Here is a 13340-nt window from a genome sequence, read left to right on the forward strand (position 1 = left end):
GGCCGCCCCCTTACGCGTGTCCTATGGCGCGTCAGTTCCAGGCGTTGTTCTGGTTCTGGGCATGGGCGCCGTGCTGGCCCACCCCGTACTGCGCACGCAGCCCCTGCCCGATCTCGGCGCTCTGGGGCGGCATGACCTCACTGGGCTGCACCAGCGCGAAGCCCTGGCCCAGGAAGCTCAGTTCCCAGCCCTCGCCGGTGCTGCCGCGCCTTCGCCGTACACCGGAGGAATGCGTCTGCGCCTGCATCTGCACCCGCAGCCCGGACGACCATGCGACGATCGCATCGGCGTCGGCGTTGACGTACTTGTCGGGCGTCACCTGCATCATCAGCGGCTGGCCCGAGGTCATCAGCGCGACCTTCCCCCGACCGGAGATATTGAGCTGGTACTTCCCGGAACCGGAGATTCCGTACTGGCTGTCCACCGCGATGACTTCGGTGTGCAGCGCGGAGTCGAGTGCCAGGACATAGGCACTGTCGACGGTCATGCCCTCCTGGTCGACGTCCACGACATGGATGTACTGAGCGAGGTTGGCGAAGTAGACGGTCCCCTGGCCCGAGCAGCGCATCAGGTCCAGGCCCTCGCCGGTGTTGGCGCGGGCACGGCGCTGATTGCTCGTCTGGTACTCGCCGTCGAAATCGACAAGCCCCTGGTACGCGACCATGGCGCCCTTGCGGGCGAGGACATCGTCGTGGCCGGCGAGCGAGACCCGCAGGAGCTGCGGGTTCTGCACCACGTACCGGTCCTGGGACTGCTGTTCCGTGTGGCTGAAAAGCGGACTCTGCATGGCGTGTTCTCGCTCCCCTCAGTTCCGGATCCGCAGGCGGTCCGTACTGTCCTCGCTCGGCTGGACGACGACGATGCCCTGGCCCGAGAAGGCCATCTGGTAAGCCTCGCCGCTGCCCCGCCCGATCAGCGAGGAGGCCTTGAAGCTGCGCTTGCCCTTCACCTTGAGGTTCGGGGACCAGGCGACAAGGGCGTCCGGGTCGACATAGGTCTCGTCCTCGCCGCGGCCGCAGTCGACGACGATCGGCGTGCCGCGCGAAGTGAGGGCCACCCAGCCGGTGCCCGCGATCTCGACGTTCCACAGGCCCTGGCCGGCGAACTTGGCCAGGCCCTTGACCCGCTCGACGCCCCACTGGAGGTGTGCGTCGAAGGCCAGCAGATTGGTGCCGTTGACCGAGAGCGAGTCGTTGTTGAGGTTGATGACGACGACATCCGCGCCGTAGTCGGCGAGGTAGAGCAGTCCGTCGCCGGAGCACTTCATGACGGGAGTGCCCTCACCGGTCACCCACTGGGAGGCGATCTGGCGGACGGCGGGCGGATTCGGCTCGTACTGGACGAAGCCTTCGTAGGCCACCATCGAGCCGGTGCGCGCGTACAGGTCCTGGCCACTGGACATGGCGACCTTGAGCATGGCGCGGCCGTGGTTCTCCATCCGGGCCGCGATCGGGGTCGGGGCGAAGCCCGCGAGTTGCTGGTTCATTTCTTCGGGCTCCCTCAGACCTCGTACGGCTGGACGACGATGAAGTTGCCGGGGGCACCCCGGAACTGGAGGTTGACGGTCTCTCCGCTGTGTCCCGGGTACGCGTTGCGGCGAAGCCGGACCTGGCTGGAGAGGATCACCTGGGACGCTGCCGACCAGGCGACGACCGCGTTGCAGTCGGCGAAGGTCGTCGGCGTGACCGGGAGGACCACGGGAACGCCATGGGTCTTCACGACGACCGTGCCCGTGCCCTGGAACATCATGGTGAACAGCGCGCCGCCGGGAATGCCGTGGCCCTCGATCCTGCGGACTTCGTGCTGCAGGGACTCGTCGAAGGCAAGGACGTTCTCGGCGGAGACGCAAATGCCGTCGCCCTGCAGCTCGATGGAGTGCAGATGAGCGCCGTTCTCGGCGAGGAAGACCTGTCCGCGGCCGGAGCAGCGCATCAGCTGCATCTCCTGGCCGGTGGTGTTGCCCACGATGCGTCCGGCGAAACCGGCGCCCTTGTAGCTGAAGTCGACCTTGCCCTGGTACATCACCATGCTGCCCTGACGGGCCAGCACGGGCATGCCGCCCATGGTGAGATCGACCCGCATGAGCTGCTGGTTCTGGGGAGTCCAGCGCTGGCCTGTGGCGCTCTCGCGATACGGCTGGAGGGCCGCCTGAAGACCGGCGCCCGTTTGCGGGACACCCTGCGGAACCCCGTGCGGCATGCCGGGAGGCTGCTGTCCGTACGGGGAGGGTGCCTGCTGTCCGTACGGCGAAGGCGCGCCCGGTGGGACCTGGCCGGGGACCTGACCCGGCATCTGTCCCGGGACCTGGCCGTACTGCGGCTGCAGGGGCGGCTGTCCGTGCGGGGCCGGGGCAGGCGGCGGCACAACGCCCGCGGGCGGGCTCATCGGAGCCGCGATGGTGGGCGCGGCGTGGAGCTGCGGGTTCGGCTGCGGAGCAGGTGCAGGAGCGGCGGGTGCGCCGAACGAGGGCGGAGGCTGCGGGGCCTGAGGCGCCTGCGGTGCGGCCGGTGCCCCGAACGCCGGAGGCGCGGCGGCCTGCGGGGGCGGCGCGAACGACGGCGCGGCGCCCTGGGGCTGCTGCGCGGCCGGCTGCTCCTCGGCGACCTCACCGCCGAAGTTCTTGAGCAGCGCGTCGAGCCCGCCGTCGAAGCCCTGGCCGACGGCGGCGAAGCGCCAGACGTCCTTCAGGTAGAAGTCGCCCAGCATCACCGCACGCTCGGTGGTGAACTCCGAGCCTGTGAAGGCGTACCTGACGACCTCCTCGCCTCCCGCGACGATACGGATGTAACCGGGGCCGACCTGCGACATCTGTCCGGCGCCGTCGATCGTCGCAGTGAAGGAGAGCCGGTGGATGTTCGCCGGAATGCGGTCCAGCGTGACGCGGAAGGACTCGGTGTCACCGGACTGCGCGCCGAGCAGCTGGATGGACTCCTCGGGTGATTTCGGCTGGTTGAAGAAGATGAAGTACCGGTCGTCCGAAAGCTGCTCGTTGGCGTCGAGTCCGAAGCAGCTGATGTCGAAGGTCAGCCCAGGAGCGGCGATCTGCACACCTACGTACAGATCCGTTCCCGGCGTCAGATCACTGATCTTGGCCTTGTGGCCGCGTTGGAATTCCCTGGCCATGCGTAACGACCGTCCCCCATCCCGAAAGGTGAATCCGTCGCGCCAGGCTAACGGCTCAGTCAGACATTGAGCCAAGCCGGTACAGATTCGGTACAGGACGGTCGCCGGTCACTCTCCGCGTGCGGCGGGCAGGTGCGGCAGCCGGTCGGCCGCGACGACGCCCTCGAGATAGCCCCGCGCACGCTCGGTGCGCGGATACGCCTCGAGGAGTCGCCAGAAGCGCGGTCCGTGGCCCGGCACCAGGAGATGGGCCAGTTCATGGACGAGCACATAGTCGACGACGTACTCGGGCATCCCCTGCAGGCGGTGCGACAGGCGGATGCTGCCCTCCGCCGGGGTGCAGGAGCCCCAGCGGGTGTTCTGGTTCGTCACCCATCGCACGGATGTCGGTCTTGCGCGTCCGTCCAGATACTGGGCGGACAAACGCTCGGCGCGCTCGGCCAGTTCACTGTCGCCGAGGATGCGCTTGCTCTCCTGGGCGGCGAGCTTGTCGAGCATCACCGTGACCCAGCGCCGCTCCTCCGCCTCGGACATCCGGGCGGGGATCAGGACGATGGTGCGGTCACCCTCGCGGTAGGCGGAGACCGTTCGGCTGCGCCGGGTGCTCCTTCGGACCTCGACCGCGCTCGTCCCCGATCCGCGGGGCGGTCGGCTTTTCGTGCTGCGCTGTGGGGTCTCCCCAGCGAAGCGAGGGGACGGGTCGACGGACACGCCCCGACGTTACCCGCTGCCAGTGGGGGAAGTCCCGCCTCCGGAACGGTTCGAGCTTGATCCACTCCATGGCTGCACCATTTGAACGACTAATACCCCATGCCTGTGGATAACTTTTCACATCCCTCGGCGCTGCCGTGCATTCTGACAACAGATCAGCGGAGAGATCCGACAAGACTTCAACGGGGACGTTGGGACGGGGGACGTGTAAATGCATCCGATGGTGAAGCCTGCCCTGAAGCGGGCATGGCGGGAGCGGCAGTCGGTGCAGTTCGGGGTGACGCCCGCGCATGCGGTGACGGTCGGCCCGGTGGATACGGCGACGGGAACCCTGCTCGAGTTGTTCGACGGGACGCGGGGACTGCCGCTGCTGCGCCAGGAAGCACGGGCGATAGGGCTTCCGGAGGGACAAGTGGACGCACTTGTGAAGCGGTTGACAGCGGCCGGACTGCTCGACGATCCGACGGGCGGGGGGCCCGCGGCCGAAGCGTTACGGAAACGGACAGGCGCGTTCGACCGGCTGCGCCCCGATCTGGCATCGCTGTCCGTGATCGATCCCGAACCGGGCGGCGGGATACGGCGCCTGGCGGCCCGGCGAGCGATGCATGTCCATGTCCGGGGGGCGGGCCGAGTGGGTGCGACGGTCGCGTCGCTGCTGTCGGCCTCAGGGGTGGGCCGGGTCGAAGTGCTCGACGGCGGGTGCGCGGAGCCGTGGGACGTGGCCCCCGGCGGACTGCCGGCGGAAGCGATCGGCCACCGGCGGGAGGCGGCGGCCCGGCAGCTGGTGCGGCGGACCTCACCCGACCGCCCGCCGCGCGCGACCGAGTCCAGGACGGCACCGGGCACTGGTGAGCCAGGTCTGTCTCTGGTTGTGGTGACCCCACGGGACGGCCTCGCGGCCTACGCACCCGACCCGGCCGGCGCCACGGATTGGATCGCCGGCGGAACGCCCCATATCTATGCGGGAGTTGTCGAAGCGACCGGTGTGGTCGGCCCCTTGGTGCTGCCCGGCGGGACGGCATGCGCAAGCTGTCTGGAGCTGGACGGCGTGGAGCGGGATCCGGGCAGGGCAAGGCTGCTCGCGCAGTGGCGGTCGGGACCCCGCGCCTTGCCGGCCTGCGATGTCGCCCTGGCCACGGCGGTTGCAGGGATGACGGCGGCGCACGCACTGTCTTTTCTCGACGGGGAACTGCCCGCGAGCACGGGAGCGCGATGGGAGGTTTCGCTGCCGCTGCTGGAATGGCGCTCGGAGACGTTCACGCCACATCTCCACTGTGCCTGCGGGGCGAGAGGGAAGAGTGAGGCGAGACACACGGCGGAGTTCGGGTCACCGCACGAGACAATGGCCGGGTAACGGCCGTCAACGGAGCAATGCCGTAAGGCACACGCGGCACGGCTGTCTGGGATTTGGAGGGGCACATGTCTGATCTTCCCCGGAAGGCGGTCACCCGGACCGCCAAGCTGGCCGCACTGCCACTGGGCTTCGCCGGGCGGGCCACTTGGGGCCTGGGAAAGAGGATCGGCGGGAAGTCCGCGGAAATCGTGGCCAGGGAACTGCAACAGCGCACGGCGGAGCAGCTGTTCAAGGTGCTCGGCGAGCTCAAAGGCGGTGCGATGAAGTTCGGGCAGGCGATGTCCGTCTTCGAGTCGGCGCTTCCCGAGGAGGTCGCGGGCCCCTACCGGGCGGCGCTCACCAAGCTCCAGGACGCCGCGCCCCCGATGCCGACGCGTACGGTCCACGCGATCCTCGCCGAGCGGCTGGGCGAGGACTGGCGGGAGCTGTTCCTGAACTTCGAGGACAAGCCGTCGGCCGCCGCGTCCATCGGCCAGGTGCACCGGGCGGTGTGGCACGACGGGCGTGAGGTCGCGGTGAAGGTGCAGTACCCGGGGGCGGGGGACGCGCTGCTGTCCGACCTCACCCAGCTCAGCCGTTTCGCCCGGCTGCTCGGGCCGCTGATCCCGGGCATGGACATCAAACCGCTGATCTCAGAACTTCGCGACCGGGTCTCGGAGGAACTGGACTACGAGCTGGAGGCGCAGGCACAGCGGGAGCACGCCGCCGAGTTCGCCGACGATCCCGATGTGCTGGTGCCGGATGTGGTGTACCAGAGCGATCAGGTGCTGGTGACCGAGTGGATAGACGGAATCCCGCTGGCCGAGGTGATCACGGACGGCACCGAGGAGCAGCGGAACCGGGCAGGGCAGCTGCTGGCCCGCTTCCTCTTCTCCGGCCCGGCGCGCACGGGACTGCTGCACGCCGATCCGCACCCGGGGAACTTCCGGCTGCTTCCGGAGGAAGACGGCGAAGGCTGGCGGCTCGGCGTGATGGACTTCGGCACCGTGGACCGGTTGCCAGGCGGGCTGCCGCAGACCATCGGCGACTGTCTGCGGATGACGCTGGAGGGCGAGGCCGAGGCAGTCTATGAGCTGCTGTGCGAGGCGGGCTTCGTCAAGGAGTCGATAGAGCTGGACCCGGAGGCGGTGCTCGAGTATCTACTGCCGATCATCGAGCCCGCGGAGGTCGGGGAGTTCACGTTCACCCGCAGCTGGATGCGCAACCAGGCGGCCCGGATCGCCGATATCCGCTCCCCCGCGCATCAGCTGGGCAAGCAGCTCAACCTGCCGCCCTCGTATCTGCTGATACACCGGGTGACGCTGAGCACGATCGGGGTGCTGTGCCAGCTGAACGCGGCCGTGCGCCTGCGGGACGAACTCGAGTCGTGGCTGCCCGGCTTCCTGCCGGAGGACGAGGAGGAGGGCAGGGCGGTCGAGGCGCAGGCGTGAGCGATCGCCGCCGGGCGCACCGCCACCCGGGGGCCTCTAAACCGGCCACTCCGCGTCAGCCGGCGATCACCACCAGTCGGAGTCGAGTCTGCCCTCGATAGCTCTGATGTTGGCCCGCGCGCAGTCGTCGCAGAAGTAGTGACGGGCGCCGTTTTCCACGGAACAGGTCCAGGTCGGCGGTGGTCCCTCGGCGACGGCGCCGCAGTGGGAACACACGATGCTCTCGGCACCCGCCTGCGCAGGGTGAGGAGTCTGCTGCTGGTCCACCTCGTGACGATAACTCCGTCAGGGACCTGCCGCAGGGACAACGCACCGCGGGGGCCGGTCCGTTCGGACCGGCCCCCGCGGGTTCACTGTGTATGTGGCGGAGCGCTTGCGCGATCAGTGCATGACGGCCATGGCCAGCGCGCGGCGGGCACGCAGCGAAGCGCGCTCGGCGCGGCGCTGCATCCGCCGGGCGGCGACCAGGCGCACGGCCTGGCTTTCGACCTCGGCTTCGCGCAGGCGCTCGTGCATATGCGCACGGGCCAGGGCTTCTGGGATGAGTTGCATCTCACGGGTCCTGTTCTGACGCGAGGCGTTCGCGCCGGTGGTGGTGACGTCTGGGGTGGCGGAGCCGGACGGCTCGCTGGTGGAAGAGGTCATGGGGGCCAGCTTCTGGGGATCGTGCGTGATGGGGCGGTCGATGGTTCCGATGACGGTCATGCCGCGACCGGGTTCTTGCGCGGGCGGCCACGCGGCCGCTTGCGGGCGACGACCACGCCCTGGACGAAAAGCTCTCCGCCCCAGACGCCCCACGGCTCACGCCGCTCCTTGGCGCCCGCGAGGCAAGCCTCCATCAGCGGGCAGGTGCGGCAGAGGGACTTGGCGTACTCGACGTCGGCCGGGGACTCGGCGAAGAAGACCTCCGGGTCGTAAGCACGGCAGGGGACGGGTACGCCGAGGTTCTCGATGGCGTCGTCGAGCGCGGAGAGCGCGGTGAGCGGAGTCAAGGTGGAGTCCTCCGTGAGGGCGGGCGGGGGGATCGTCTCGGAAGGCGGTACGGACGGGGCGTGCGCTTCGAGTTGCACGGTGGTGTCTTCCTCGTCTGGTCGTTTCCGGCCTGTTGGCCGGGTGTCGGCTGGTACCGGGTGCTGCTTGTCCCGAGGCCCCTTCGCTCTGTCGTCCCCGTTCGGGGAAAACAGAAGGGCCGCGGATCCCGGGTGGGGTTCCGCGGCCCTGAAGGCGCCGGCCTGATCTGGATCAGGCTGGATCACTCCAGGATTCGAGCCCACGGAAGGCCCACATCTTGTGGTGCTGCGTCGTCTGCTTCTGGGTTTCGGCACCGGCCGCCGCAATGGCATAGGCCCGAGCCTCTGCCGCTGCTACTCCTGCTTCCAGTGCCTTGGTCGGTCGCTCATTGCGCTCCAGGACGGGGAGGCCGCCCAGGCCGGACACGGGAAGCACGGCGGAGAAGCCGGACAGACCGGTGCCGTTGAACGCCGCGGTGGCGCCGAGCGTGCAGGCGGAGACGACCGAGCGATCGGTCATTTTCGTGCTGGTGAAGCAGGTCTTGGTGCTGATCACTGGAATCGCCTCCTCTCGGCGTCTAGAGGACCGGCCGGGGCCGATCGCGCGTATTCGGATAAGTACAGCACGAGGACAGGGCTTCAGAGAAGTCGCTGTTCCCGTGGTTAAGAACCTATGGGGCTGGCTGGGGCGCGCGCAAACTATTTTCTCGACGAGTTTGTATCAGTCCTCCTCGTCGCTCCCTCCAACTTCCTGACCTGCGCAGATGACCAGCACATCGGCTCCAAAACGCTCAAGCTTGCGTCCGCCGACGCCAGAGATCCGGGCCAACTCGCCCTCGCTGCCCGGCACGGCCTCGGCGATCGCCATCAGCGTCTTGTCGGTGAAGACGCAGTAGGCGGGCTGGCCCAGCTCCTTCGCCTGGTCCGAGCGCCACTCCCGAAGACGCTCGTACAGCGCCTCGTCCATGTCGGAGGGGCAGTCCTCACAGCGCATCAGCTTCATCTCGCCCGCGTCCGTCAGCGTCTTGCCGCAGACACGGCACAGCACGGGTCCGCGCCGCTTGCGACGGCCGGCGCCGCGCTCGATGCCGCCTCCACCGCCCGCGCCGCGGGCGCCCGGGGCGACCGATCCCGGGCGCATCCCGTTGAGGAAGCGCGTGGGCCGGCGCGAGGCGCGGCCACCGGGGGAACGCGACAGCGCCCAGGACAGCGAGAGATGGAGCCGCGCCCGGGTGACGCCGACATAGAGCAGTCGGCGCTCCTCCTCGACCTGTTCGTCGGTCTTGGCGTAGGTGATCGGCATCATGCCCTCGGTGAGGCCGACCAGGAAGACGGCGTCCCACTCCAGGCCCTTGGCCGAGTGGAGCGAGGCGAGGGTGACGCCCTGGACGGTGGGGGCGTGCTGGGCGGCGGCGCGCTCGTCGAGTTCGGCCACCAGATCTGAGAGGGTCGCCTCCGGCTTGACCCGGGCATAGTCCTCGGCGAGGCGGACCAATGAGGCCAGGGACTCCCAGCGGTCGCGCACCGCGCCCGATCCGGCGGGCGGCTCGGTGGTCCAGCCCTTGGTGGACAGCACGGCCCGGACCTGGGACGGCAGGTCCCCGGCGTCGTCGAGCAGGGAGTCATTGCCTCCTGCACGGGCGGCGCCGCGCAGGGCGATGCCCGCCTCCCTGACCTCCTGACGTTCGAAGAAGCGCTCGGCGCCACGCAGCTGGTAGGGGACCCCGGCATCTGCCAGCGCCTGTTCGTAGACCTCCGACTGGGCGTTGATGCGGTAGAGCACGGCGATCTCGCCGGCCGGGACGCCCGCGGCGATCAGGTCGCGGATACGGCGGGCGGTGCCCTCGGCCTCGGTCGGCTCGTCGGCGTACTCGGTGAAGGCGGGCTCGGGGCCGGCCTCGCGCTGCGCGATCAGTTCGAGGCGGTGCTCGGCGGCGCGGCCGTGGGCCTGGCTCAGCAGGCCATTGGCGAGATGGACGACCTGCGGTGTGGAGCGGTAGTCGCGGACGAGCTTGACGACGGTCGCGCCGGGGTGGCGGGTGCGGAAGTTCAGCAGATGGTCGGGCGTCGCTCCGGTGAAGGAGTAGATCGTCTGACTGGCGTCGCCGACGACGCAGAGGCTGTCCCGGTCGCCCAGCCACAGGTCGAGCAGGCGCTGCTGGAGCGGGCTGACGTCCTGGTACTCGTCCACCACGAAGTGCTGGTACTGGCTGCGGATCTGCTCGGCGATGTCGTGCCGGTCCTGGAGGATGCCGACCGTGAGCAGCAGGACGTCCTCGAAGTCGATCACCGATCGGTCGCGCTTGAGCTGCTCGTACATCCCGTAGATCTGGCTGATCTCGGTCGAATCGCGCGGGGCGTCGCGATGAGATCTGGCGACCTTAGCCGGGTAGTCGGCGGGGACGGTCTGGGTGACCTTGGCCCACTCGATCTCGCTCGTCACATCCCGCAGCTCGTTGCGGTCGAGCCGGATACGGCAGCGTGCCGCGGACTCGGCGACCAGCTGGATCTTGCGCTCGAGCAGCCGGGGCAGCTCGCCGCCGACCGCCTTCGGCCAGAAGTACTGGAGCTGGCGCAGCGCGGCGGAGTGGAAGGTGCGTGCCTGCACACCGCCCGCGCCGAGCTGGCGCAGGCGCCCGCGCATCTCGCCTGCGGCGCGGTTGGTGAAGGTGACGGCCAGCACGCTGGCGGGCTGGAGTATGCCGGCGCGCACGCCATACGCGATGCGGTGGGTGATGGCGCGTGTCTTGCCCGTGCCGGCGCCTGCCAGCACGCACACCGGACCGTGCAGGGCCGTCGCCACTTCGCGCTGCTCGGGGTCGAGCCCGTCGAGCACCGCGTCCGCCGACTCGGGGACCTGCGGGAAAAGAGAGGAGTGCGTTGCTGCTGTCACACCGCCATGCTGCCAGGTCGGCAGAGACTGCCGTGGCCCTTGTCCACAGGGGCCCCACGCAGTCGTACTAATGCGGGAATGGTGGACAGGTCGCGTACGTTTTTGTACCCGGTGCGAACACGCACCCGGCAAGAGCGACCGCACGGCGAGACAAAGGAGCGCGAAAGACGATGCAGGGCACTGTGACGATGTACAGCACGACGTGGTGCGGCTACTGCCGTCGGCTGAAGAGCCAGATGGACCGCGAGGGCATCGCGTACACCGAGATCAACATCGAGCAGGACCCGCAGTCCGCGGCCTTTGTCGAGAAGGCCAACGGGGGCAATCAGACCGTCCCGACCGTGCTCTTCTCGGACGGTTCGACGCTGACCAACCCCTCGCTGGCGCAGGTCAAGCAGAAGATCGGCGTCTGAGCCGCAGGGCCTCTCAGCCGACATCACCGGGCTTGGGCAACGGCTTTCCGTACCAGAGCTCGATCAGGCGGGCCGCAATCGAGATCCCGTAGGGAGGCAGCACCTCCCCGGACTCGAAGGCGGCCCGCAGGTCGTCCCGGGAGAACCAGCGCGCCTCGTGGATCTCCTCGCCGTCCACGTTGATCTCCGCGGACGTCGCCCGCGCGACGAAGCCGAGCATGAGGCTGGAGGGAAAGGGCCAGGGCTGGCTGGCGACGTACTCGACATCGCCGACCGTGACACCCGCCTCCTCGAAGACCTCCCGGCGCACCGACTGCTCGATCGACTCGCCCGGCTCGACGAAGCCCGCGAGCGTGGAGAAGCGTCCCTCCGGCCAGTGGACCTGGCGGCCCAGCAGCGCGCGGTCCTGCTCGTCTGTGACGAGCATGATCACAGCAGGGTCGGTACGGGGGTAGTGCTCGGCGCCGCAGGCGGGGCAGCGGCGGATGTGGCCCGCGGCAGCGATGACCGTGCGCTCGCCACAGCGTGAGCAGAAGCGGTGCAGCCGCTGCCAGTTCTCCAGCGCGACGGCGTGCACCATCAGCCCGGCGTCGCGCGGAGACAGCAGCAGTCCGGCCTCGCGCAGCCCCGCCGGACGGGCCGACTGGTCCATACGCCCGGGAAGCGCGTCCTTCTGGAGCGCGAAGTAGCGCACGCCCTCTTCGTCCGTGCCCAGAAAGTAGCGGTGGGTCTCGGTGACCGGCGCCTCGAAGGCCGGGGTCATCACCAGTTCGGTACGGCCGTCGGGGGTGTCGTCGATCAGCGCCTGGCCGCCACAGACGACGAAGACCCGGGTCGTGGGGTGACTCCAGGCCGCCGCGAGCCATGCCTCGTCGAGGCGGTGGTGCGCCTCGCGGTCGATGCCGGTCGGCGCAGTGAGAACGATCGGGCGGTCCGCGGTGGCGTAGCTGTTGGTGCTCACGGTATTTCCAACTCCCCCGGGTGGATTGGGTGTCGTGTCAGCGGAGTTCAGCGCAGGGCTTGGGCGAGGTCGCCCCACAGGTGGGCGGTGGTCTCGACGCCCTTGACGAGCAGGTCCAGTTCGACCTTCTCGTTCGGGGCGTGCCAGCCGTCGGACGGTACGGAGATGCCGAGGAACAGCACTGGTGCCGCGAGGACGTCCCTCAGGTCCGCGGCGGGTCCCGAGCCGCCCTCGCGCGTGAAGCGGATCTTCTGCCCGTCGAAGGCGCGGCTCATGGCCCGTACGACCGACTGCAGCGCGGGGTGGTCCAGTGGGGTCAGACAGGGGCGGGTCGAGGCGCTGAAGCGGATCTCGTGGCGGACTCCCGCCGGGACGCGATCCGCGACCCATGCGCCGACGGCCTTCTCGATCGTGTCCGGATCCTGTCCCGCGACCAGCCGGAACGTGAGCTTCAGCTGCGCCGACGACGGAATGATCGTCTTACCGCCTGGGCCTTGATAGCCACCGCCGATGCCGTTGAGCTCGGCGGTCGGGCGGGCCCAGATGCGCTCCAGAGTGGTGTATCCGGCCTCGCCCAGGGTGCCGTGCGACTTGGCGGTTTTCAGCCAGGACGCCTCGTCGAAGGGCAGCTCGGCAAGCAGCTCGCGCTCCGCGCCGGTGAGCGGCGGGACGCCGTCGTAGAAGCCGGGGATCGTCACCTGCTCGTCGGCGTCGTGCAGCGCCGCGACGAGGCGGGCGGCGACGGTGGCCGGGTTGGGTACCGCGCCTCCGAAGGAGCCGGAGTGGATGTCCTGGTCCGGGCCATGCAGATCGATCTCGCACTCCACGAGGCCGCGCATGCCGGTGCAGACGGTGGGCGTCGTCTCGGACCACATGCCGGTGTCCGAGACGATCACGGCGTCGGAGGCGAGCCGGGCGGCGTTGGCCTCGACGAGTGCGCGGAAGTTCGGCGAACCCGACTCCTCCTCGCCCTCGATCAGCAGCTTGAGGTTGACCGCGGGGGCGGTGCGGCCGGTGGCGGCGAGATGGGCCCGTACACCCAGGGTGTGGAAGAAGACCTGGCCCTTGTCGTCGGCCGCGCCCCGCCCGTACATCCGGCCGTCGGCGATCAGGGGCTCGAAGGGGTCGCTGTGCCAGCCGTCCTCGCGGGCGGCCGGCTGGACGTCGTGGTGGCCGTAGACGAGCACCGTGGGCGCGTCCGGTTCGCCGGAGGGCCACTCGGCGAAGACGGCGGGTGCGCCGGGCGTCGTCCAGACCTCGGTGACGGGGAAGCCGGTGTCCTTGAGCTTGGCTGCGAGCCAGTCGGCGCTGCGTCGTACGTCCGCGGCGTGATCGGGCTGGGCCGACACGGACGGAATGCGCAGCCAGTCGGCGAGGTCGTCGAGGAAGGCGGCGCGGTGCTGCTCTATGTACGTACGGACAGCGCTGTCCGGGGTGTCGCTCAT

At 69.3% G+C, this 13340-nt stretch carries 14 protein-coding genes; 3 read left to right on the plus strand and 11 right to left on the minus strand.

The window, feature by feature from the left end:
* Positions 1–31 precede the first annotated feature (31 nt).
* From FBY35_RS12075 to FBY35_RS12090, 4 genes are all read right to left on the minus strand, one after another.
* Positions 32–787, minus strand: coding sequence for an AIM24 family protein (locus FBY35_RS12075; RefSeq protein ID WP_142213796.1), 756 nt, complete (start codon positions 785–787; stop codon positions 32–34).
* An 18-nt stretch (positions 788–805) separates the two neighbouring features.
* Positions 806–1486: an AIM24 family protein gene (locus FBY35_RS12080; protein WP_142213797.1), complete on the minus strand. Its 681-nt coding sequence runs from the start codon at positions 1484–1486 to the stop codon at positions 806–808.
* Positions 1487–1500: 14 nt separating this feature from the next.
* The gene (locus FBY35_RS12085; RefSeq protein ID WP_142213798.1) at positions 1501–3123 is read right to left on the minus strand and encodes a TerD family protein; all 1623 of its coding nucleotides are present in this window, start codon (positions 3121–3123) and stop codon (positions 1501–1503) included.
* Positions 3124–3231: 108 nt separating this feature from the next.
* Entirely contained in the window at positions 3232–3834 is a 603-nt protein-coding gene (locus tag FBY35_RS12090) for a M48 family metallopeptidase (RefSeq protein ID WP_142213799.1), read from the minus strand.
* 211 nt (positions 3835–4045) lie between these two features.
* Between FBY35_RS12090 and FBY35_RS12095 the strand changes: the two genes are divergently transcribed.
* Both FBY35_RS12095 and FBY35_RS12100 read left to right on the plus strand, forming a co-directional pair.
* On the plus strand, positions 4046–5188 hold the full coding sequence (locus tag FBY35_RS12095) for a TOMM precursor leader peptide-binding protein (RefSeq protein ID WP_142213800.1): 1143 nt from the start codon (positions 4046–4048) through the stop codon (positions 5186–5188).
* A gap of 65 nt (positions 5189–5253) precedes the next feature.
* Complete coding sequence (locus FBY35_RS12100; RefSeq protein ID WP_142213801.1) at positions 5254–6618, plus strand: AarF/ABC1/UbiB kinase family protein; 1365 nt, start codon at positions 5254–5256, stop codon at positions 6616–6618.
* 66 nt (positions 6619–6684) lie between these two features.
* On the opposite strand, the gene FBY35_RS12105 is transcribed toward FBY35_RS12100, so the two are convergent.
* The 5 genes from FBY35_RS12105 to FBY35_RS12125 all read right to left on the minus strand — a co-directional run bounded on the left by FBY35_RS12105 (position 6685) and on the right by FBY35_RS12125 (position 10521).
* On the minus strand, positions 6685–6885 hold the full coding sequence (locus tag FBY35_RS12105; protein WP_142213802.1) for a hypothetical protein: 201 nt from the start codon (positions 6883–6885) through the stop codon (positions 6685–6687).
* 114 nt (positions 6886–6999) lie between these two features.
* Entirely contained in the window at positions 7000–7323 is a 324-nt protein-coding gene (locus FBY35_RS12110; protein ID WP_142213803.1) for a hypothetical protein, read from the minus strand.
* Entirely contained in the window at positions 7320–7688 is a 369-nt protein-coding gene (locus tag FBY35_RS12115; RefSeq protein ID WP_142213804.1) for a WhiB family transcriptional regulator, read from the minus strand. The genes FBY35_RS12110 and FBY35_RS12115 overlap by 4 nt, the downstream gene beginning before the upstream one ends.
* Before the next feature lie 172 nt (positions 7689–7860).
* Positions 7861–8190, minus strand: coding sequence for a hypothetical protein (locus FBY35_RS12120; RefSeq protein WP_186356987.1), 330 nt, complete (start codon positions 8188–8190; stop codon positions 7861–7863).
* Between the two features lie 159 nt (positions 8191–8349).
* A complete protein-coding gene (locus tag FBY35_RS12125; protein WP_186356919.1) occupies positions 8350–10521 on the minus strand; it encodes an ATP-dependent DNA helicase UvrD2 in 2172 nt (723 codons plus the stop codon).
* Positions 10522–10691: 170 nt separating this feature from the next.
* On the opposite strand from FBY35_RS12125, the gene FBY35_RS12130 reads away from it, so the two are divergent.
* Positions 10692–10934: a mycoredoxin gene (locus tag FBY35_RS12130; RefSeq protein ID WP_142213806.1), complete on the plus strand. Its 243-nt coding sequence runs from the start codon at positions 10692–10694 to the stop codon at positions 10932–10934.
* A 13-nt stretch (positions 10935–10947) separates the two neighbouring features.
* On the opposite strand, the gene nudC is transcribed toward FBY35_RS12130, so the two are convergent.
* The gene (gene nudC / locus FBY35_RS12135; RefSeq protein ID WP_142213807.1) at positions 10948–11895 is read right to left on the minus strand and encodes an NAD(+) diphosphatase; all 948 of its coding nucleotides are present in this window, start codon (positions 11893–11895) and stop codon (positions 10948–10950) included.
* Between the two features lie 47 nt (positions 11896–11942).
* On the minus strand, positions 11943–13340 hold the full coding sequence (locus FBY35_RS12140; RefSeq protein ID WP_142213808.1) for a dipeptidase: 1398 nt from the start codon (positions 13338–13340) through the stop codon (positions 11943–11945).

Origin of the sequence: Streptomyces sp. SLBN-118 (assembly GCF_006715635.1) — a bacterium.
Taxonomy (GTDB): Bacteria; Actinomycetota; Actinomycetes; order Streptomycetales; family Streptomycetaceae; genus Streptomyces.

Excerpts from the sequence above, each read along its gene's own strand:
- FBY35_RS12080 (WP_142213797.1), bottom strand. The coding sequence starts at position 1,486 with ATGAACCAGCAACTCGCGGGCTTCGCCCCGACCCCGATCGCGGCCCGG.
- FBY35_RS12095 (WP_142213800.1), top strand. The coding sequence starts at position 4,046 with ATGCATCCGATGGTGAAGCCTGCCCTGAAGCGGGCATGGCGGGAGCGG.
- FBY35_RS12110 (WP_142213803.1), bottom strand. The coding sequence starts at position 7,323 with ATGACCGTCATCGGAACCATCGACCGCCCCATCACGCACGATCCCCAG.
- FBY35_RS12075 (WP_142213796.1), bottom strand. The coding sequence starts at position 787 with ATGCAGAGTCCGCTTTTCAGCCACACGGAACAGCAGTCCCAGGACCGG.
- FBY35_RS12085 (WP_142213798.1), bottom strand. The coding sequence starts at position 3,123 with ATGGCCAGGGAATTCCAACGCGGCCACAAGGCCAAGATCAGTGATCTG.
- FBY35_RS12140 (WP_142213808.1), bottom strand. The coding sequence starts at position 13,340 with ATGAGCGACACCCCGGACAGCGCTGTCCGTACGTACATAGAGCAGCAC.
- FBY35_RS12100 (WP_142213801.1), top strand. The coding sequence starts at position 5,254 with ATGTCTGATCTTCCCCGGAAGGCGGTCACCCGGACCGCCAAGCTGGCC.
- FBY35_RS12130 (WP_142213806.1), top strand. The coding sequence starts at position 10,692 with ATGCAGGGCACTGTGACGATGTACAGCACGACGTGGTGCGGCTACTGC.